This is a genomic window from Spirosoma oryzicola, assembly GCF_021233055.1.
In the GTDB taxonomy this organism is placed as follows: Bacteria; Bacteroidota; Bacteroidia; order Cytophagales; family Spirosomataceae; genus Spirosoma; species Spirosoma oryzicola.
The window spans coordinates 1,125,350-1,146,596 of sequence record NZ_CP089538.1; the positions used below are offsets into that span (position 1 = coordinate 1,125,350).

The 21,247-nt window shown below is 52.4% G+C and carries 11 protein-coding genes; all 11 read left to right on the plus strand.

Features of this window, described 5'->3' with window-relative positions:
• Window positions 1-20 precede the first annotated feature (20 nt).
• The 11 genes from LQ777_RS04540 to LQ777_RS04590 all read left to right on the plus strand — a co-directional run bounded on the left by LQ777_RS04540 (window position 21) and on the right by LQ777_RS04590 (window position 21,112).
• A complete protein-coding gene (locus tag LQ777_RS04540; RefSeq protein WP_232561335.1) occupies window positions 21-2,435 on the plus strand; it encodes an ABC transporter permease in 2,415 nt (804 codons plus the stop codon).
• A 38-nt stretch (window positions 2,436-2,473) separates the two neighbouring features.
• Complete coding sequence (locus tag LQ777_RS04545; protein WP_232561336.1) at window positions 2,474-2,770, plus strand: hypothetical protein; 297 nt, start codon at window positions 2,474-2,476, stop codon at window positions 2,768-2,770.
• A 32-nt stretch (window positions 2,771-2,802) separates the two neighbouring features.
• On the plus strand, window positions 2,803-5,205 hold the full coding sequence (locus tag LQ777_RS04550; protein ID WP_232561337.1) for an ABC transporter permease: 2,403 nt from the start codon (window positions 2,803-2,805) through the stop codon (window positions 5,203-5,205).
• Between the two features lie 62 nt (window positions 5,206-5,267).
• Window positions 5,268-7,712, plus strand: a complete 2,445-nt coding sequence (locus LQ777_RS04555; protein WP_232561338.1) for an ABC transporter permease — start codon at window positions 5,268-5,270, stop codon at window positions 7,710-7,712.
• Window positions 7,713-7,803: 91 nt separating this feature from the next.
• On the plus strand, window positions 7,804-10,209 hold the full coding sequence (locus LQ777_RS04560) for an ABC transporter permease (protein WP_232561339.1): 2,406 nt from the start codon (window positions 7,804-7,806) through the stop codon (window positions 10,207-10,209).
• 168 nt (window positions 10,210-10,377) lie between these two features.
• Complete coding sequence (locus LQ777_RS04565) at window positions 10,378-12,762, plus strand: ABC transporter permease (protein WP_232561340.1); 2,385 nt, start codon at window positions 10,378-10,380, stop codon at window positions 12,760-12,762.
• Between the two features lie 84 nt (window positions 12,763-12,846).
• A complete protein-coding gene (locus LQ777_RS04570; RefSeq protein ID WP_232561341.1) occupies window positions 12,847-15,201 on the plus strand; it encodes an ABC transporter permease in 2,355 nt (784 codons plus the stop codon).
• 27 nt (window positions 15,202-15,228) lie between these two features.
• Window positions 15,229-16,308 carry an OmpA family protein gene (locus LQ777_RS04575; RefSeq protein ID WP_232561342.1) on the plus strand — a complete coding sequence of 360 codons (1,080 nt, stop codon included), beginning with the start codon at window positions 15,229-15,231 and terminating at the stop codon, window positions 16,306-16,308.
• Window positions 16,309-16,436: 128 nt separating this feature from the next.
• Window positions 16,437-17,489 carry a DUF4097 family beta strand repeat-containing protein gene (locus tag LQ777_RS04580; protein WP_232561343.1) on the plus strand — a complete coding sequence of 351 codons (1,053 nt, stop codon included), beginning with the start codon at window positions 16,437-16,439 and terminating at the stop codon, window positions 17,487-17,489.
• Between the two features lie 135 nt (window positions 17,490-17,624).
• Window positions 17,625-18,104: a DUF1648 domain-containing protein gene (locus tag LQ777_RS04585; RefSeq protein WP_232561344.1), complete on the plus strand. Its 480-nt coding sequence runs from the start codon at window positions 17,625-17,627 to the stop codon at window positions 18,102-18,104.
• A gap of 26 nt (window positions 18,105-18,130) precedes the next feature.
• A complete protein-coding gene (locus LQ777_RS04590) occupies window positions 18,131-21,112 on the plus strand; it encodes an FAD-binding and (Fe-S)-binding domain-containing protein (RefSeq protein ID WP_232561345.1) in 2,982 nt (993 codons plus the stop codon).
• Window positions 21,113-21,247 lie beyond the last annotated feature (135 nt).

Below are 21,247 nucleotides of genomic sequence, written 5' to 3' on the forward strand. Positions count from 1 at the left end.
CTATCCATTGTTGCCCGTTTATGCTGCTCAATTATTTTAAAATCGCCTGGCGGAATCTGATCCGGTATCGTACGTACAGTCTGCTGAACATCCTTGGATTGGCAGGAGGATTGGCTTGCGGTATCCTCATCTTTCTGACAACGCAGTTTCTCGTTGGCTTTGACTCCTACCACACCAAGGCCGACCGTATCTACCGCGTGGTGACGCAGATGAAGCACGACGAGGTGCGGTTCTCACGCGGAACGCCCAAGCCCCTGGCCGAAGTACTGCGTCGCGATTTTCCGGTAGTAGAGCAGGTGGCCCGGTTGGAACGGTTGCATGACCGGATCATCAGCGTACCCAAACCCAACGGTGGTTTCTTAGCCAAGTTCAACGAAACGAAAACGGTTTGTTTCGCCGAGCCGCAACTGTTTAGCATCATCGACGCCGACTGGCTGATCGGTAATCCGCAAGCGACACTATCAACGCCAAATTCAGTAGTGCTGACCGAAAAATATGCCAGGAAATACTTCGGCACTGCGAATCCCATCGGCAAAACGCTGCGCTTTGATAATCAGCTGGATCTGAACGTGACCGGTGTCTTGAAAGATCACCCGGCCAATACGAATTTCAATTATGAAGCGTATATCTCCTACAGTACGATTGCCGGACTGGCGGGCGCTAACGAGTCATTACGTGATTGGTACAACGTCAACAGCGAGGCTATGTGTTTCGTTGTGCTACCAACCGGCGCACCCGCTGATCGTCTGACAGCTGCTTTTCAGACGATTCGGAGAAAAGCCTATACGCCCGACAATCAGAAAGTGTATAGTTTCTTGCTGCAACCGCTAAACGATATTCAGTTTAACGTTCAGTATGGTGGTCGAGTGGACAGAAGGCTTTTGGTCGCGCTGAATCTGGTTGGGTTGTTTCTGGTGATTTCAGCCTGCATCAATTTCATCAACATGGCGACGGCTCACGCGCTTAAACGCTCAAAAGAAGTTGGGGTTCGGAAAGTGATGGGCAGCACGCGCGGGCAGTTGTTCGGGCAGTTTATGATTGAAACCGCGATCATTACGCTGCTGGCGGTACTACTTGCGCTGGCTCTGACGCACACGGGGCTTCCGGCGATGAATGAAGCCATGTCGGTACTCAACGCCCATATGTCGTTGGCTGACTTAGCACAGCCCAAACGGCTATTGATCCTATTGTCGCTGGTGCTGGCCGTAATTCTGCTGGCTGGCTTTTATCCGTCGTTGATGATGGCGGGTTTCAATCCGATAACGGCCTTGCGGGGGCGACTAACGACGCAGGCGGTGGGCGGCTTCCCGGTGCGGAGGGGATTGGTGATCGTTCAGTTTTTTATCGCTCAGTTGTTTACGATCGGCGTGGTAGTGATCATGGCGCAGCTGCGTTACGTTCGAAAGGCCGATCTTGGTTTCAACAAAGAAGGCATTATGCTGGTGGATCTGCCCGGTCAGGCGATGGCCGATCCGCTTAAGCAGGAAATGCTGCGGCATCGGATGCTGCAAACACCCGGCATTCGGCAGGTTGCGTTAATAAATCAGCCCCCCGCTTCGGGAACCATCAACCAGTATTCGTTCTCGTACGATACGCGCACCAAACCGGAAGACTTCGAAATACAAACCAAGATCGGCGACGTAAATTACCTGCCTTTGTTCGGCATGAAACTAGTGGCCGGACGTAATTTTCTGACTACTGATAGCACCTCGCAGGACGTGATCGTGAACGAAACGGTTGTCTCCCGACTGGGAGCGCGCGCACCGGGCCAGGTGATAGGCAAGCGGATTCGTATCTGGAATACCGACAAAACGATTGTCGGGGTCGTGAATGATTTTCACACCAATTCGCTGCGGGGTTCGGTAGAGCCGGTGATGATCGTCAATGATGGTATGCGCAGCCGCATGGCTGCGCTGAAAATGGATGGTAACGACTTGCCAAAGACGGTAAAAGCAATCGAAGCTGTTTTTAACGGGGTCTTTCCCGAATACGTCTTCGAGCACCGATTTATCGATGAACTGCTGGACGAATTCTACAAAGCCGAACACATCATGTTAGCCCTGACGCAGGTGTTTGCGCTGATCGCTATCCTGATTGGCTGCCTGGGCATGTACGGGCTGGTGGCGTTTATGGTGGAGTCGAAAAGCAAGGAGATTGGGGTGCGCAAAGTGCTCGGCGCTAGTGCTGGGCAGGTGCTGTGGCTGTTTGGACGAGAGTTTGGTCGCCTGATTGTCGTAGCTTTTCTGGTTGCCGCTCCGCTCGGATGGTGGCTAATGAATACCTGGCTACAGGATTATGTCTACCGTACGCCACTGACAGGCTGGATGTTTTTGCTGACGATCCTGGTGACCACTGCCATTACGCTACTGACCGTTTCGGCACAGTCTGTGAAAGCGGCTCTGACGAATCCGGTTAAAAGTTTGAGAAGCGAGTAAATACGTTGTCAATCTCAATTTCATAACGCTAAACACCTATGGCACACATCGCTATTCCTATTCCCTCGACACCCGGTAAACAGGATATTGAAATCGACGTGACGATCAACGGTAAAAAGCACGAATTGCATTACCGTGTGGAGCTATTTTACTGGGGTGATTGTACCGTTCCGACCTTCGATCGCGTAGAATGTTTGCGTGAGATGATTTCGCACTACGATCAGGACTGGTCGCTTTACTACATCGGCGCACCCACCGACGATTTTGTCCCCATCGCATTTATGAAAAAAGGCGACCGGGAAACGCAGCGAAAGCTGATGATTGGTACCATCTGATTTCTGATAAACTGCTTAATCCGTTGTAAGCTATGTTCCGCAACTACCTTAAAATTGCGCTGCGCAATCTCTTGAAACATAAAGCCTTTAGTTTTATCAACATTGCCGGTGTAGCGGTGGGACTAGCTTGCTTTCTGCTCATTGCGCTCTACGTTAAGGATGAACTCAGTTACGATCGCTACAATGCAAAGATCGACCGGGTGTATCGGGTGAGCCGTACCTTTCTGTCTTCCCAGGGCGCTGCATCGTTGAAACTGGCGCGGCTGGCTCCCCCGTTTGGACCGTTGATCAAGCAGGATTTTCCGGAGGTCGAGCAAGTTGTCCGGACGCTTGAAAATGGGGGTCTGATTCGCTACGGCGAACATGCTTTCAACGAAGACGATTTGTTATTCGCCGAGAAAAACCTGTTCGACGTGCTGGATTTTCACGTTGTGCGCGGCAATCCCGCTCAGGCGCTGGCGAACCCGTTTTCGATTCTGTTTTCCCGACCGATGGCAGAAAAGTATTTTGGCAACGAAAACCCCATCGGGAAAACAGTCCGGCTCGACAACCAGTATGATTTCACCGTTACGGGGGTTTACGAACCACTGCCCGCTCAGGCGCATTTTCACCCTGGCTTTTTGCTGTCGTTCTCTACGCTAAACGATCCGCGCGTCTACGGGGCCGAAAGGCTGCGGACGGACTGGGGTAACAACTCCTTTACTACCTATGTACTGCTTCGCGCAGGGGCGAGCCCGCAGCGGCTGGAAGCGGCTTTTCCCGACTTTCAGGATAAGCACTTTCCAGCGAGCGACGGTAAAGTGTCGGCCTGGTCGGTGCTAAACTTGCAGAACGTAGCTGATATTCATCTGTACTCGCATACCGACTCAGAAATCGAACCTACCGGCGACATCAAGTACATTTATCTGTTTTCGGCAATCGGTTTATTCATTCTACTGATTGCTTGCATCAATTACATGAATCTGGCAACAGCACGCTCGGCTGGGCGGGCCAAGGAGGTGGGTATGCGCAAGGTTGTAGGGGCCTTGCGCACTCAGCTTATTAGTCAGTTTCTGAGTGAGTCGCTGGTCGTGGTCTTGTTTGCGCTGGGTATCGCCATCGGTCTTGTGCTTCTCTGTTTGCCGGTACTCAACGATTTTGCGCACAAGCAACTCGAAATCAGTCAGCTGTATGACCCACTGTTCCTGAGTATTCTGATTGGAATAACCTTGCTGACGGGATTGGTAGCGGGGAGTTATCCGGCCTTTTTCCTGACTTCCTTCCGGCCATTGGGTGTATTGAAAGGGCAGGTTACGTCGGCGGTTCGGTCGGGGAGATTACGGCAGACGCTGGTCGTGACGCAATTCGCTATTGCGGTTACGCTGATTATCAGCACGGTGGTCGTTTACAACCAGATGAGCTACATCCAGCGGTACAAACTGGGATACAACAAAGATCAGGTGTTGCTACTGCCCGATGTTGGCGACGCGAACGTAAACTACGAAACCCTCAAACAGCAGCTTAAAGAAACGGGCGTTGTCGGTGAGGTAGGCCGGTCGTCGCGTATTCCTTCGGGTCGGTTGCTGGATTCGTACGATGCTTCTGCCCAAAAAGGCGACAGCATGGCCCCGGTCAACGTTAATCTGCGCGGGCTGCTCGTCGATTATGATTTCATTCCGGCGTACCAGATTGGTATGGTGGCCGGGCGCAACTTCTCCCGGTCGTTTTCAACCGATACAACGATGATCGTGCTCAATGAAACAGCCGTGCGGTTGTTGGGCTGGACACCCCAGCAGGCGATTGGCAAGGCATTTCGTTACGGTCCCACCAAAGGGCAGATTATCGGCGTAACAAAAGATTATCATTTTGAATCCCTGCACCAGAAAGTGTCGGCGATTGCTATGGTGATGACGACCAGTTCGCTCAATTGGCTGTCGGTACCGATTTCGGGGGATGTGGCTACGGGTATCCAGCGAATCGAAGCTGTCTGGAAACGGCTGTTTCCCAACCGACCGTTCAAGTATCAGTTTCTGGACGAACGCTTTGATCGGCTCTACGCCAATGAGCAGACGCAGCAGACCTTGTTCAGTGTTTTTGCGAGCGTTGCCATTCTGATTTCGTGCCTGGGTTTGTTTGGCCTGTCCATGTTTATGGCTGAACAGCGCACCAAAGAGATCGGGGTTCGCAAAGTGCTGGGCGCGTCGGTAGCGAGTCTGGTTACGTTATTGTCGCAGGAATTTTTAAAGCTTGTCGGTATCGCCATCCTGATTGCTTCGCCCGTTGCAGGCTGGGCTATGATGCAGTGGCTCGACGGTTTTGCTTACCACACGGTACTCAACGGGTGGGTGTTTGTACTGGCCGCTGTGCTGGCGGTTGGTATTGCCTTATTAACAATTAGTTTCCAGAGCATCAAAGCGGCTTTGATGAACCCGGTAAAATCGTTACGGTCCGAATAATCAGCAGACACGTACGGGATTCATTCCTGTGCGTGCTTTCTGCATCCTAAACTTCTCGCTCTATGTTTTTCAACTACCTAAAAGTCACGCTGCGTAACCTGCGCAAAAATCGCGTCTTCTCGCTGATCAACATTGCCGGGCTCGCGCTGGGCATTGCCACGTTTTTGTTTATTCTGGAATACATCGCCTACGAGCGAAGCGTCAATACGTTTCACCAGAATCTGCCCACGCTCTATCGGTTGCTCACCCAGAACCGTGAGGGCGACGTTTGGGTAGATATGTCTCCGCCCGTGGGACCGCTGGCCAAAGAGTCGTTCCCGGAAGTGCGTAATTTCTGCCGGATTGCGGAACATTCGGCCAATGGGATCGTCAGTGTTGATGACGGCAAACGTACACCTCAGTCGTTTCGGGAGGGCCGCCTGGCTTACGCGGATGCCAGCTTTTTTACTCTCTTCACGTTTCCACTCGTACGGGGAACGTCTACTACAGCACTCACCCGTCCTAATACGGTTGCGCTGTCGCAGACGCAGGCCCGTACCTATTTTGGCGATAAAAACCCAGTGGGTAGCACGCTGACGCTAAGCAATCAGTTCGGTAAAACACTCTACACGGTTACGGCGGTGTATACCGATATGCCCCACAATTCCGACCTAGCCTTCGATGCGATTTTTTCGTTGCAAACGCTGGCCAATCCGGCCAATCTGGCGGGCAACGACTGGGCGCGGTTAGACAGCTTCTACGGTACATACCTAACCACATTCTTACAACTTCCTGAGCAGCGACCCGGCTCACCGGCAGACTACAAAGCGTTGGAAGCTAAGATCAACAAGCTGGCGAAACAGCGTAATCCTGATGAGCAAAACCGGTATCTGCTGCAACCTGCCGAGACTATTCATCTGGCAGCCTCATTGAGCGATGTGTATCAGACTAGTGGTAGTTTAGGCTTTGTGTATTTGCTCAGCGGTATTGCGGGTCTGATCCTGCTGATTGCCTGGTTCAACTACATCAACCTATCAACGGCGGGCGCGCTGAAACGAGCCAAAGAAGTGGGCGTCAGGAAAGTGATTGGAGCCGGACGACAGCAGCTGATTGGACAGTTTTTGGGTGAATCTCTTTTGTTGAACATCGTTGGGTTTGGTCTGGCGCTGGGATTGGTTTATTCATTACAGGGTGTGTTTAATGATTTCGTGAAGAAAGATCTGTCGGTGAGTGGCCTAAATACGGGCGGTTTCTGGATTGTTGGCCTTTTCCTGTTGATCGTTGGGGCCGTATCCTCGGGTGGCTATGTGGCGTTTGCGCTTACGTCGTTTCAGCCGGTGCAGACCTTAAAAGGAAATTTACAGAAAGGAAAAGGAGGGTGGTTGCGAAAAACATTGGTAGTAGCGCAATTCAGTGCATCCGTAGCCTTGGTTATTGCTACGATGGTGCTGTACCGGCAATTGCAGTATATGCAAAACAAAGACCTCGGCGTACGACTGGCCCAACGGCTGGTGGTCAAAGGTCCGCAGGTTGATCAGAACGGCTCATTTAAAGCCGGAACAGCCGCCCTCGAAGACGAACTGAACCGCTTGCCCTATGTAAAAAGCTTTTGTCAGACAAGCATTGTACCGGGTAACTTCTACAACTTCTCGGCGAACGGGATAACCAAACAAGTTCCTCGGCCCGGTGACGAAAAGAAAGGCTATTCGATGGGGATCGTCGACGACCGGTTCCTGAAAACCTACGAAATCGGACTGGCCGCCGGTCGAAATTTTACGGTGGGAGAGGCCGAGTTGGGTTACGAAAAAAGTGCCAAAGTAATGATTAATGAAACCGCAGCCCGGCAACTGGGCTTTGCTTCCCCCGAAAAAGCCGTTGGGCAATTGATCAACTGGGGTCAACCGTTTGAAGTGGTAGGTGTAGTCAAAGATTATCACCACCAGGGCTTGCAAAAGGCCATTGAGCCCGCCATTTTCCTGCCTCGCCGGTCAGTAAGCGACCTAACGGTACAACTCACCACCGACCGAATGCCCGAAAAAATAGCGCAGCTGGAACGCCTGTACAAAGCCAGCTATCCGGGCAATCCGTTCGATTATTACTTCGTTGACGAACGATTCAATGAACAATACCAAAGTGAGCAGCAATACGGTCAGGTATTTACCGTAGCATCGGCGTTGGCGATTTTTATTGCCTGTCTGGGCCTGTTCGGACTGGCGGCTTTCACGACCGAACAGCGTAAAAAGGAGATTGGGGTTCGCAAAGTGCTCGGCGCATCGGTAGCGAGCATCGTTACACTGCTCTCCAAAGATTTTCTGAAGCTGGTTCTGATTGCCATCGTTATTGCATCGCCCCTGGCGTGGTGGGGTATGAACCAATGGCTCCAGAACTTCGCCTACAAAGTCGAGTTGGAATGGTGGATTTTTGCCCTGGCGGGATTGCTGGCAACCGGAATTGCGGTGTTGACGGTGAGTTTTCAAAGCATCAAAGCCTCAATAATGAACCCCGTGAAGAGCCTGCGGAGTGAGTAATGAAGAACTGATACATAAACCTTAACGTTTTTTAACAGAGCGTTTTACGTTGGCATATGTACCTTGGCGGAGCATCTTTTACGTACGCTCCATGTTCAAAAATTACCTTAAAATTGCCTTTCGTACGCTGGCGCGCAGGCGACTCTACGCCTTGGTTACGCTACTCGGCCTGACGATTGGCATTACGTTTCTGTTACTGATCGCCAATTACATCCAACGTGAACTGACGGTCAACCAATCCCTGCGCAATGCCCATCAGCAGTACATTGTGCAGAGCCGGTGGAAGATAACCGGAGTGGGTAATGAGATTGCCACGCTGGCTCCTTTGGGACCTACGCTAAAGCGACTGTACCCTGATCTGGTGGCCAATTATTACCGCAATTATGGCGTCACGGCCATCGTGTCGAATGGGCAAACCCATTTCCGCGAGTCGGTGCAGGTGGGCGACTCCACATTACTCGCCATGTACGGGTTTCCACTGGCGTATGGCGATCCGCGAACGGCGCTTCGCGATCCTAACTCAATCGTTGTTACGACCGCATTGGCTCAGAAGTATTTTGGGCAAACCAACGTACTTGGGCGGCAGCTGGTCATGCAAACGCCGAGGGCGGGCAAACAGCTTTTTACCGTTACGGGCGTGCTTCAGGAGTTGCCCGCCAACAGCGTTACGCACCTATTCGATCAGGGTGGTCAGGCGTTTATTCCGATGCGTAACTTCGGGTATTTCTCCGACGAAACAGCTTTGACGTTGTGGGATAACTGGGCTCTTGTTTCTTACCTCGAATTAAAGCCCGGTATCACGGAGCAACAGCTAAATCGGGCGGCAGCACAAACGATAAAAGCCTATGCTCCGCCGGAGGTTCAGAAAAATTTACAGGCTTATGCGAGCCCTTTACGGACCTATCATCTGAAAGCAAACAATGGGCTGATCGAGAAAATGGTATTGACCCTGGCGCTCGTCGCGTTATTTATCCTGCTGATGGCCGTCGTCAATTTTGTTAACATCACCATTGGCATGTCGGCTTCGCGGGTACGTGAAATCGGTGTTCGCAAGGCGCTGGGCGGACTGAAAAAACAGCTTGTTGGTCAGTTTCTAACCGAAGTGCTGCTGTTGACCGCTGGCGCTACGGTGCTGTCGTTGGTCTGCCATGAGCTGTTTCGACCGCTGTTTGCCAGTTTGCTTGATAAGCCCCTTCTCTCGCTGATCGACTGGTCGCCAGTTGCCTGGCTGGTTCTACTGGGAGCAATCGCTTTCGTTACCCTACTGGCGGGCAGTTACCCCGCATTCGTCTTGTCGGCATTGCCCTCGGTCGAGTCGCTGAAAGGTCGGCTGACCCGTTCCTTACGGGGTGGCGTTGGCCTGCGTCGGACCCTGATCGTTTTTCAATTTTCCGTTGCGGTATGCGTGGCCGTGGGTGCTTTGATCATTGGGCGGCAGGTTACGTTTTTCTTTACCAAAGAACTGGGTTATCAGAAAGAGCAGGTCATGACCGTAGCATCCGTACCGCGCGACTGGTCGCCGGAGGGGGTTTGCCGGATGGAGAACGCCAGAAACCAACTGGCTCGTATTGCGGGCGTTGCGGACGTAAGTTTCTCGTTTGAAATTCCTGACGGAGCGAGCAACGGTAGCGTCAGCGTGTTTCCGCAGGGGGGCGACAGTACACAGGCCGTAACCGCTACGGCGCTGGCAACCGACGAGCAATTCGCGCAAACCTACGGGCTGCAACTCAAAGCGGGACAGTTTTTTACCGGCGGTAGCCGCGACTCGCTAAACGTTGTCCTGAACGAGTCAGGAGCGAAGGCGCTGGGCTGGCTTAACCCAGTGAAGGCGGTAGGGCAGTTTGTTCGGTTCCGGGGCGAAGCGTTTCAGGTGGCTGGCGTGCTGAGCGATTTTCATTTCGGCTCGCTACACGATGCTATCCGGCCACTGGTTATCACCTCCGTTCGGAAAGACCCGATCTATCGCTATTTCTCGTTTAAACTCGCTACTCACCAGTTGCCCGAAACCGTGGCCGCTGTTGAACAAGCGTGGTCGCAGCTCTTCCCTGATTCGCCTTTTGAATATGCGTTCATGGACGATACGCTTCAAAAGCTGTACAGGACCGAACTGCAACTGAAAAAAGCGTCCTCGCTGGCAACCGTACTGGCACTCGTCATTGTGCTCCTGGGCGTATGGGGTCTGGTGTCGCTCAACGTTACCCGGCGGACCAAAGAGATCGGTATTCGGAAAACGCTGGGCGCATCAACGCTGGGTATTGTCAACCTGTTCGTTGGTGAGTTTGCATTGATTCTGCTGATTGCCAATGTCATTGCCTGGCCGCTGGCGTATTACTTCCTGGGCGGATGGTTAGCTGAGTTTGCCTACCGCATCGAACTGTCGTGGTTGCCGTTTGCGGGCGTGGCGGGTGCGCTGGTTTTTCTGACGGGCCTGGTAATCAGTACCCAGGCGATCCGGGCTGCGCTGGTGAATCCGGTCAAAAGTCTGCGTAGCGAATAGACACGCCCTTTGGTATTCGGGCACTGTCCGCAAGTGGTCAAAAAAAGCGTCCATTTGCGGACAATAAGGGAGTCATTGATTTAGTATATCGCTGATCAATAGATTCTTATGTTTTTGGTATGCCGTTTGGGACAAAGGTTGTAACGCTATACCTAAACGAAGCGATCTATGCTACGCAACTACCTGAAAATAACTGTCCGGACACTCTGGAAAAACAAATTGTTCAGCGGTCTGAACGTCGTCGGTTTAGGAATTGGTATGGCAGCCGTATGGCTGATGGTGTTGTACGTGGTCGATGAACTGAGCTACGACCGGTTTCATGCGAAAGCCGATCGAATCGTGCGGGTGGTTCAGCACGCGCAGTGGTCGGGTGGGAATCTCAATCTGGCCGTGACTTCGGCTCCGTATGCACCGGCCCTGCAAGCCGATTACCCGGACGTTGAGAAAACCGTTCGGTTCCATCCCGAAGGCGGGGGGACGATTACGTTCAAGGACAAGAAAATGGACGTACCCAACATCTTCTTCACCGACCCGACGGTGTTCGACGTATTTACGTTTCCGTTTCTGTACGGCGATCCGGCTACGTCACTAAGCAAACCGCAAAGCATTGTGCTGACTAAAAGCGTCGCCGAGAGTCTGTTTGGCGATGCGGGCAAAGCCGTTGGAAACGTGGTTGAATTCAGCAATCATTTTCCCAACACGGTAACGGGGGTTGTCGAGGATGTACCGGCTAACTCGCATTTGCAGTTCAGGGCGTTACGGTCCCTTCCCGATAAATACACGAGTGGCTGGCAAAACTTTGAGTTGTACACGTATCTGCTGCTTCGCGAGGGTAGCGATTATCGGACGCTGGAAGCTAAACTGCCCGGTTTTTTCCAGAAATACATCCGGAAAGAAATGGGTGAAGTCGATTATCGGATGGAGCTTCAACCGCTTACGTCTATTCACCTGCACTCGCATCTGGATTACGAAACCAGTCCAAACGGCAATGTGGCTACCGTGTCGATATTCAGCGTTGTGGCGGGGCTGATTCTGGTGATTGCCTGCATCAATTACGTGAACCTGTACACCGCCCGCTCCCTCAAACGAACTCGCGAGGTGGGTGTTCGGAAGGCCATTGGTTCGCACCGGCTGCAACTGATCGGACAGTTTCTAACGGAGTCGATGCTGATGGCCTGGCTGGCGGGACTGGTTAGTATTGGGCTGGTAACGACGGCTCTGCCTTATTTCAATCAGTTGGCCGATAAGAAGTTATCCGTCGGTGGGGTGAGTGATTTATTGCTAGCGGCTACCCTGTTTTCCGTATTGATTGGGGCGTTGAGCGGTTTGTATCCGGCCCTGGTGTTGTCGAACTTTCGACCGGTAGCCGCACTGAAAGGGTTGGTCAGTAATCAGTTGGGAGGCATTACGCTTAAGCAATCGCTGGTGGTGTTTCAGTTCGTCGCAACCATTGCGCTTATTGCCTGCTCGGGTGTGGTGTATCGACAGATGAACTTTGTGCAGCATAAAGGTCTCGGATTCAACAAAGAGCAGGTGCTTACCTTCCACATTGACAACGAAGCGGTTCGTCAGCGGGTCGATGCGCTGAAAGAGCGGTTGGTGCAGAATCCCCTTATCGAAAGTGCCTCCGCAGCCAGCAACCCGATTGGCAACAACAATATTGGCGGATCTGGGATGTTCATCGAGCAAAATGGCGTGATACCTACCCACACGCAGATTGTGCAACGGTTTGCGGTGGATGAGGACTACCTGAAAACGCTGCAAATAAAGCTGTTGCAAGGACGCACCTTTGCCGGATCATCCAAAAGTGAGCAGGAGAAAAGTGTGCTGATCAACGAAACGCTGACGAAAGAAATGGGCTGGAACGATCCAATCGGCAAGCGGATCGTCTATTATACGGATGCCGCCAATCACACGGCTGAAGCCCGCGTAGTTGGGGTAGTGGCCGATTTTCACACGTATTCGCTTCAGCACAAGATCGAGCCACTGGTTTTGCAACTACCTCAACCTGCGGATAAAGATAACCTGTACGTCCGAATCCAACCCGCCAAAACCGCCGAAGCGCTGGCGTACATCCGGTCTGTTTACCGAACATTCGATCCAGCCGCTACCCTTGATTTTCACTTTCTTGATGACAACTTCTCGCAGCAATACAAAGCGGAACAAAAGCAGGGGCAAGTCTTGCTGACGTTTACGATGCTGGCGGTGTTGATTGCCTGCATGGGCTTGTTTGGTCTGGCTGCATTCGCTGCCGAGCAGCGGACCAAAGAGATCGGGGTTCGCAAAGTGCTGGGCGCGTCGGTGAGTAGCATTGTCCTGTTGCTCTCGCGTGATTTGCTGAAGCTGGTAGTGATCGCTCTAGTTGTAGCTACGCCCATTGCCTGGTACGTTATGAATCGCTGGCTTCAGGATTTTGCCTACAAAGTGAATCTGGAGTGGTGGGTGTTTACCGCAGCGGGACTATTGGCGGTTGGCATCGCGTTGTTGACCGTTAGTTTCCAAAGCGTCCGGGCGGCTCTAACTAATCCGGTGACCTCGTTACGGTCGGAATAGAGCCGCCCCGTAACCTTAACTTTTTTTAACGGGGCTGTTTTCATAGGCGTACGTACCTTGATCGACAATCACTTACAAACGGTCATGGTCAAAAATTATCTGCTAATCGCCTTCCGGAATCTTCGGCGGAACAAACTCTATACCGGCATCAACGTAGGTGGGCTGGCCATCGGACTGGCCGCCTGCCTGCTCATGGTGCTGTACGTGAATCACGAATTTTCGTACGATTCCTTCCAGCCAAAAGCGGCCCGAATTGCGCGCGTAACCACGGGGATGAAAACGCCCGAATCGTGGTTTTCGCTCGGTGCTAGTCCGATGTTGCTGGCGGATGTGCTCAACCGGGATTACCCGGAAGTAGAAAAAGCGGTTCGGTTTCGAATGACGGCCGCGACGGTACAAACTGAAAACAAACTGGCCAGTGAAAGCGACGTGTACTACGCCGACAGTACTATTTTCGCGGTGTTTGCCTTTGATTTTTTAGCGGGAAATCCGGCAAAAGCGTTGGTAAATCCCAACAGTGCCGTTGTAAGCGAAACGTTTGCCAACAAATACCTGGGGCGTACCGATGTATTGGGGCAGCCGATCCGGATCAACCGGGAGACCTACCAGATTACGGGGGTCATGGCAGATCTGCCCAGCAATACCGATCTGCCCTTTACGGCGTTGTTGTCCAAAACGTTTCCGCCGACCACGACCTGGCTAGCCGACGATTTTCCGGCGTATACGTACGTGCTTTTCCGCGACCGGCCTGGCGACCTGACCAGCTTCAACAAAAAACTGACGCGCATTGCCCAATCGTACGTTAATCCCGAACTGAAAAAGATGGATGCCGAGGGCTACTTCGTCAATTTCACGGCGGAAATGCTGGAAGATGTTCATTACAGCCAGGGCAAGCTGGAGGATACGCCGAAGGGCAACAAGCAATACATCTACCTGTTCGTTTTTCTGGCGGCTTTCGTGCTCGTCGTTGCCTTGCTGAATTACATTAACCTGCTGACGGCGAAAGCCACCGAGCGAGCCAAAGAAGTGGGTATTCGGAAAGCCAACGGCGCGTTGCGTAACCAACTAATCGCTCAGTTTCTCTTGGAATCGTTTCTGATGAGCGGACTGGCTCTTTTGGGAGCGGGCAGCCTGCTGCTACTGAGCATCCCGTTTTTTAACCAGTTGCTGAGCATCCGGCTGGTTTTCTCCTGGCAGGAACTGGTCATACTGATTAGTTGTACGTGGCTGCTGATAACGGTGCTGGGTGGTTTGTACCCTGCATTTGTGATGGCGGGTTACCGACCGGAGGTGGTGCTGAAAGGAAGGCTGAGTGGCTACGGAAGTGGGTTGTGGGTACGAAAAACCATTATTGTTTTTCAGTTTACGCTGGCCGTGAGCATGATTGCCGGGGTACTGATCGTATACCGCCAAATGACATTCATTCAGCAATACGACGTTGGCTTCAACCGGGAAGAGATTCTCAGTGTCTACCTGCCCGACGATTCGACGGCGCGTAGCAATGCCCTGGCAATGGCCCATAGTCTGGAAGCGCGCAGTGAGATTGGCTTGTTGACACTCGGGACGGGTTTGGCAAACGGACCAATGGCTATGGCGTCAACCAACATTCAGACGCAGGGTAAGAAGCGAGAGTTGATGGTCAATTACCTGTTTATCGATGAGCGTTTTTTACCCCTCCTGAACATACGCTTAAAGGCGGGTCGTAACCTGTCGGCTCGGTCGAAAGCGGATCTGAACGGCGGTTTTCTGGTCAATGAAGCGTTCGTGAAACTGGCCGGCTGGAAAGAAGGGGTGGGTCAGGCCATTGAAGGCTTTGGTCACAAAGGAAACGTAGTCGGCGTGATCAAAAATTTCAACTACCGCTCCCTGCATAACCCGGTCGAACCGCTGGTGCTTATCTACAACACGGCACCGGTAAATAACGTGATGATGCGGATAAAGCCCGCAAACCTGACTATCGTAAAAACAATCTGGCAGCGCCATTACCCGAATTTTCCGTTCGAATACACGTTTCTCGACGACTCGGTTGATGAGCAGTACCGCAAAGATCGGTTGATGATGTCGGTGTTTACCGGGTTTGCCGGACTTACGGTGCTGGTTTCCTGCCTGGGGCTGTTTGGACTGGTGGCCTTCACGACCGAACGGCGCACGAAAGAGATTGGTATTCGGAAAGTACTGGGCGCGTCGATAACGGGTATCGTGTTGCTGCTTTCCCGCGATTTTCTTAAATTGGTTCTGGTTGCCATCGTGATTGCCAGTCCGTTCATTTATTGGTCGGCGAATCGATGGCTACAGGAGTTTGCTTTTAAAATCGAGGTGGAGTGGTGGATGTTGGTAGGGGCCGGGCTGATCGCCGTTGGCATTGCGCTCACGACGATTAGTGTTCAGTCGGTCAAAGCTGCGCTGGTTAATCCAGTGAAAAGTCTGCGAAACGAGTGACGAAAACTAGTCAGCGTAGCTTTATCCATGAAACGTGCTTTTACTTTTTTCGTCATGATGCTTTGGAGCGGACTGGCTAATGCCCAGCCAGGGCTGAAAGGGGAGTACTACAACGGAACCAACTTCGAAAAAAAAGTGGTGACGCGCATCGACCCAACGATTAGTTTTAACTGGCGGAATCGGAACCCCGCGCCGGGTGTCAATACGTCTTACCACTCCGTTCGTTGGACAGGCAAGTTGTTAGCTCCGTACACCGGACGGTACACCTTTTCGGCGAAGGTAGACGATGGCATTCGGCTCTGGGTGGGCAATCAAAAAGTTTTGGACGTGTGGCAGTTGAACGACTCCAAAAGCTTCACCGGTAGCGTTTCTTTACGCGCAGGCTATTATTACGATCTGCGCGTCGATTACTTTAATGACCTGCTGGAAGGCGAAATCTTCCTGGAATGGTCAACGCCCGACCCCAAGAAGCAGTTTCCCGATCCGTTTGCGTTCGAACCGGTTGCGGCTCGGTATTTCTGGCAAAAGGCTCCACCGGTAGCTGCCTCACCCAAGCCGGTCAACACGATTTCAAAAACACCGTCGGTAAAAGCAGCAGTCGTAGTCAAGGCCAAAGAACCCGTTGTCAAAGCAACGCCTAAGCCTGTCGCGTCGGTCGCGTCAACGCCGGTTCGTACGGCAAAGTCCGTTACCAAGGCAATGGCGGAACCGAACTCTTCCGAATCCTCATTAACACCAACGACGGAGGCTACGTTGACGCTCAGACCCGGCGAAACCGTTGTGCTCCACAATGTTCAGTTTGAGCAGAGTAGCTACGTGTTACTGCCGGAATCGTCGGTAGAGTTAAATAAACTGGTGCTGGCGCTGAAACAGAACCCGCAGTGGCAACTGGAGATCGGTGGTCATACCGACAATGTGGGCGATGCGCGTCTGAACCGGGCACTGTCTGAAAACCGGGCGAAAGTAGTGGCTAATTACCTGATTCGCTCTGGCATTGCTGAAGAGCGAATCGACGCAAAGGGATACGGCAGCGCGCAGCCGATTGCGGATAACACGAACGAAATGGAGCGCCTGAAAAACCGGCGGGTAACGATTCGGATTCGGTAGCATGACTTTATGCGCTAAGGTTGCGACGGTTCATGCTGTATGACGAAACACGAATCAGAAAATCTTTGGAACCGTGCAACCTTGGCAACGACAACCGCATCTTTAGGCTATAAACCACAACAAACCTTATGAAACGCACCCAGTTTCTACTAACCCTTTTGAGCGCGAGCACCTTTGCGCTGACATCATTAGCCGAAATCAAGAGCAGTAGCCGCATAAACGATGATAAGCCTTATTTGACGAAAAGTTTTTCGGGACGAATCAATGCGGTTCGGGCGGAAACCTCCGGCGGTAGTCTGACGATTGAAGGCGGAACGGACATGAACGCGAAAGTGGAGATGTACGTGCGAGCCAACAACGGAAACGACGATCTTAGTAAATCCGAGATCGAAGACCGACTCCGCGACTACGACATTACGGTTGCTTTAGAAAACAATACCATCGTTGCCACCGCCAAGCGAAAGAATAACGATTGGAAGCGGGGGCTGAGTATTAGTTTCCGGTTTTACACTCCCCGCAACGTATCGACCGATCTAAGAACATCGGGCGGGAGCATTCACCTGACAACGCTTTCGGGAACACAACGCTTCCGAACCAGCGGTGGTAGCCTGCACCTGAGTGATATTGAAGGCGACATCAATGGTCAGACATCAGGCGGCTCCATCCATCTCGACCGCTGCCGCAAAGACATCGACCTGCAAACGTCGGGCGGATCAATCGATGCTCGGGAGTCGTCGGGCAAACTGCGGTTGCACACCTCTGGCGGTAGCATTCGACTGGCCGATCTGAAAGGTAGCGTTGATGCGCAGACGAGCGGAGGCAGCGTAAACGGTGATGATATTGAAGGGGAGATCAAAGCCGGAACATCGGGTGGTTCGGTACGGCTTTCGCGCGTGGCGGGTAGTATCGATGCCAGCACAAGCGCCGGTAGCGTTGAGGTAGAAATCGTCAAACTGGGTGAATACGTCCGGCTGAATACGAGTGCGGGTGGTGTTCGGGTACGGATGCCGCTTGACAAAGGAATGGATTTGAACCTGAGCGGCAATCGGGTTAACCTGCCGGAATCGCTGGCAAAGTTTGACGGTACGATTGGAAAAGAACGCGTTCGGGGCCGATTAAACGGTGGCGGTATTGCGGTCAATATTTCGGCCAGCAGCGGCAGCGTTACGGTTAATCGGTAATGAAACAGCGGAAGTAGCTTAGTGATACAAACAAGGGTCAGCCTCAAGCTGACCCTTGTTTGTGTGGGGCAACAGCTGTTGATAAATAAACGGCTCGGGGTTATCTTTACGTAGATACTTTTCCGCCTGGAAGCGATGACTAGCTACGAACGTAATGCGAATCGATTGACGGTTTTTCTGCTGGTATTATTAGCGGGCTTAGCCGTCTTTGGTGTCATTCGACTGTCTGGCCCTATTCCTATTCATTTTAACGGTAAGGGAGAAGCAAATCGGTGGGGAAGCCCATCAACCTTACTGGTTTTGGCTTTCGTAGGGGGATCGGTGGTGGCTTTGCTCTGGCTGATCCGAAGCACACCTACCGAACTTATGAATTTTCCTGGTCCGCGCACCCCCACGAACATAGCGCAGCAACGCCAAAACTTCGATCAGCTACTGGCTACTGTTCGCGTCATCGTTGCTGGCTTGTTTTTGGCCATTATTAGCCAAATCATCTGGGTGAGTAGCTATCATCTGAACCGAGTCAGTCTGTGGCCCTCGTTTCTTTTTATTTCGTTGATTTTTCTTAGTGTTCTGGTGAGTCTGATTCGAGGGTACCAGTTGTCGGCGGGACGCTAACGAGTTTCGTTGTATCTTTGCTTACTATGTTCCGTCTTGCCCATAAACTGCCCTTCGCCAATCTGTTGCCGTCATTCGAGGGTGATCTGTATTTCGATGAGTCTCCCGAACATTCCGCTCAGCGAGTGCTGTACGCAACGGATGCGTCGGTGTATCAGGAAATGCCTATCGCGGTAGCGCTGCCGAAGTCGGTTGCTGACATCAAGCAGTTGTTACGATTTGCCCAGCAGCACAAGCTGGGCCTGATTCCCCGTGCGGCAGGAACGTCGCTGGCCGGGCAGGTCGTTGGCAGCGGAATCGTTGTCGATATTTCGAAGTATTTCGGGCAGATACTGGATGTCAATGCCGCTGAGCGCTGGGTACGGGTGCAGCCGGGCGTTATCCGTGATGATCTGAATGCGTACCTGAAGCCGTATGGTATCCTATTCGGGCCGGAAACGTCAACGGCCAGCCGGGCGATGATCGGCGGAATGATCGGGAATAATTCATGCGGTCTTCACTCGATTGTCTGGGGTACTACCCGCGATCATCTGCTGGATGTGCGTACGGTACTGAGCGACGGTGCCGAGGTGACGTTTGGTGCACTAACGCGCGAGCAGTTCGACGCTAAATGCCGGGGGGAGAATGTCGTTAGCCCACTCGAACAGCAGCTCTACGTTCAATTCCGCGACTGGCTATCGAATCCAACGATTCAGCAGCATATCCGGGAAGGGTACCCTAAACCAACCGTTTCCCGGCGAAATACAGGCTACGCGCTGGATGCGTTAGCGCATTTCTTTACGTCAAGTGACCAGGTCGGTGAGCCAAAGACATTCAATTTTGCGCAACTGATTGCCGGATCGGAAGGAACGCTCTGCTTTATTACCGAAGCCCGGCTAAATCTGTTGCCGTTGCCGCCCAAAGAAGCGGCTCTCGTCTGCGCACACTTCCCGACGATTCGGCAGTCGCTCGAAGCGAATTTAGTGGCGTTGCAGCATCAATGTTACGCGTCGGAACTGGTCGATGATTACATTCTGCAATTGACCAAAACCAACATCGAACAGGCCAAAAACCGTGCGTTTGTGGAACGCCACCCGGTAGAGGGCGACCCGAAGGCTATTCTGATGGTCGAGTTTTTCGATGATACGCCGGACGGAGTTCGGCAGAAAGCAGAGCGGTTCGTGACCGACTTACAGGCTCAACAGCTTGGCTATGCCTATCCGATTCTTTTCGATGAAGATACCAAGAAGCCCTGGGCTTTGCGCAAAGCGGGATTAAGCATTATGTACAACATTCCCGGCGACGAAAAACCTGCGAACGTTATCGAAGATACTGCCGTCGATGTGCACGATTTGCCTAACTATATCGATGAACTGGACCGCATGGCGTGGGAAAATCACGGCCTGAAACTGGAATACTCCGCCCATGCCGGAGCCGGTGAAATCCACGTGTTGCCGCTGATCAACCTAAAGTCGTCGGAGGGACGTACCACGTTCAGAAATTTGCTGATGGATACGGCGCAACTCGTCAAGCGGTACGGTGGTTCGCTGTCGGGTGAGCACGGTGACGGTCGGTTGCGGGGCGAGTGCATTGCTTTTATGCTCGGACCCGAAAACTACCAATTGTGCAAAGACGTGAAGGCCCTCTGGGACCCGCATAATACGTTCAATCCCGGCAAAGTAGTCGATACGCCCCCGATGAACGAATTCTTGCGGTCGGAAGCTGATGTCGTAATCGAACAGCCTAAAACCGTTTTCGACTTCTCGCGCGATGGTGGCTTGCTCGAACTGGCCGAAAAATGTTCGGGTTCAGGCGACTGCCGGAAGACGGCCTTGTCGGGTGGGACGATGTGTCCGAGCTACATGGCTACCCGGCGCGAACACGACACCACGCGGGCGCGCGCAAACATCCTGCGTCATTTTTACAGCAATGCGCAAAAACCAACGGAGCACGATTACGAAGCCGTCAAAGACGTGCTGGATCTGTGTCTATCGTGCAAAGCCTGTAAAGCCGAATGCCCGTCGAGCGTAGACATGACGCGTATGAAGGCTGAGTTTACCCAGCAGCATTACCGCGAAAAGGGTGTTCCGCTGCGGGCAAAACTGGTTGGTAATTTCACGAAGCTGATGTCGCTGGCCAGTGTGGTTCCGTGGGCGTACAATGCCATTTACGAGACCCCCGCGCTACGTAAACTGGCCAACCGAACCGTGGGCTTTCACCCCGACCGAACCATGCCGGAACTGTCGAAAACGACGTTGAAGAAGTGGTTCGACGGTAGGAAGAAAACGCCATCGCAAAGCGCTCCACGTGTGTTGCTCTTTGCGGATGAATTCACGAATTACAACGATGTAGAAGTCGGGCAAAAAACCGTTCAGTTGCTGGAACGGCTGGGCTACGAAGTCATCATTCCTGATCATGCAGAAAGTGGCCGGACTTACCTGTCAAAAGGACTCGTTGACGACGCCCAGAAGATAGCCGTTCGGAACGTAACCTTACTGAAAGATCGTGTTACCGAGGAAACTCCGCTAGTTGGTCTGGAGCCTTCCGCCATTCTAACCTTTCGGGACGAATACCCCAATCTGGTTCCGACCGAACTGAAAGCCGACGCGCAACGAATCGCCAAACACACCTACCTGTTCGAAGAATGGTTAGCTCAGGAAATCGAAAACAAGCGCATTGATCGTAAGCTATTTACAACCGAAACCCGGCAGGTGAAGGTACACGGGCATTGTCACCAGAAAGCCTTATCATCGATGGTGCCTGTAAAAAAAGCATTGTCATTGCCGTTAAATTACCAGGTACAGCTGATTCCGTCGGGTTGCTGCGGGATGGCAGGCTCGTTTGGTTACGAAGCAGAACATTATGATTTGTCGATGCAAATTGGTGAATTGGTGCTGTTTCCGGCGGTCCGGCAGGCTAACGAAGCGATTATTTCGGCGGCTGGAACCAGTTGTCGACATCAGATCAAAGATGGAACCGGCCGTAAAGCGCAACACCCGGCGGAGATTTTGTTCGACGCCCTTATATGAGTTTCTTTCTGACAGGATTTACAAGATTGACAGGATTTTTCATTTAGTGAGCATTTAATCCTGTCAATCTTGTAAATCCTGTCAGAAAACCTTTCCGCCCGCCAGCAATCTTCATCTAGTAAGTGTAATTCATCC

What these genes read in the sequence shown, in the direction of transcription:
- LQ777_RS04585 (WP_232561344.1), top strand. Translation starts at nt 17,625, where the DNA reads ATGACTAGCTACGAACGTAATGCGAATCGATTGACGGTTTTTCTGCTG.
- LQ777_RS04540 (WP_232561335.1), top strand. Translation starts at nt 21, where the DNA reads ATGCTGCTCAATTATTTTAAAATCGCCTGGCGGAATCTGATCCGGTAT.
- LQ777_RS04570 (WP_232561341.1), top strand. Translation starts at nt 12,847, where the DNA reads ATGGTCAAAAATTATCTGCTAATCGCCTTCCGGAATCTTCGGCGGAAC.
- LQ777_RS04565 (WP_232561340.1), top strand. Translation starts at nt 10,378, where the DNA reads ATGCTACGCAACTACCTGAAAATAACTGTCCGGACACTCTGGAAAAAC.
- LQ777_RS04590 (WP_232561345.1), top strand. Translation starts at nt 18,131, where the DNA reads ATGTTCCGTCTTGCCCATAAACTGCCCTTCGCCAATCTGTTGCCGTCA.
- LQ777_RS04555 (WP_232561338.1), top strand. Translation starts at nt 5,268, where the DNA reads ATGTTTTTCAACTACCTAAAAGTCACGCTGCGTAACCTGCGCAAAAAT.
- LQ777_RS04560 (WP_232561339.1), top strand. Translation starts at nt 7,804, where the DNA reads ATGTTCAAAAATTACCTTAAAATTGCCTTTCGTACGCTGGCGCGCAGG.
- LQ777_RS04575 (WP_232561342.1), top strand. Translation starts at nt 15,229, where the DNA reads ATGAAACGTGCTTTTACTTTTTTCGTCATGATGCTTTGGAGCGGACTG.
- LQ777_RS04545 (WP_232561336.1), top strand. Translation starts at nt 2,474, where the DNA reads ATGGCACACATCGCTATTCCTATTCCCTCGACACCCGGTAAACAGGAT.
- LQ777_RS04550 (WP_232561337.1), top strand. Translation starts at nt 2,803, where the DNA reads ATGTTCCGCAACTACCTTAAAATTGCGCTGCGCAATCTCTTGAAACAT.
- LQ777_RS04580 (WP_232561343.1), top strand. Translation starts at nt 16,437, where the DNA reads ATGAAACGCACCCAGTTTCTACTAACCCTTTTGAGCGCGAGCACCTTT.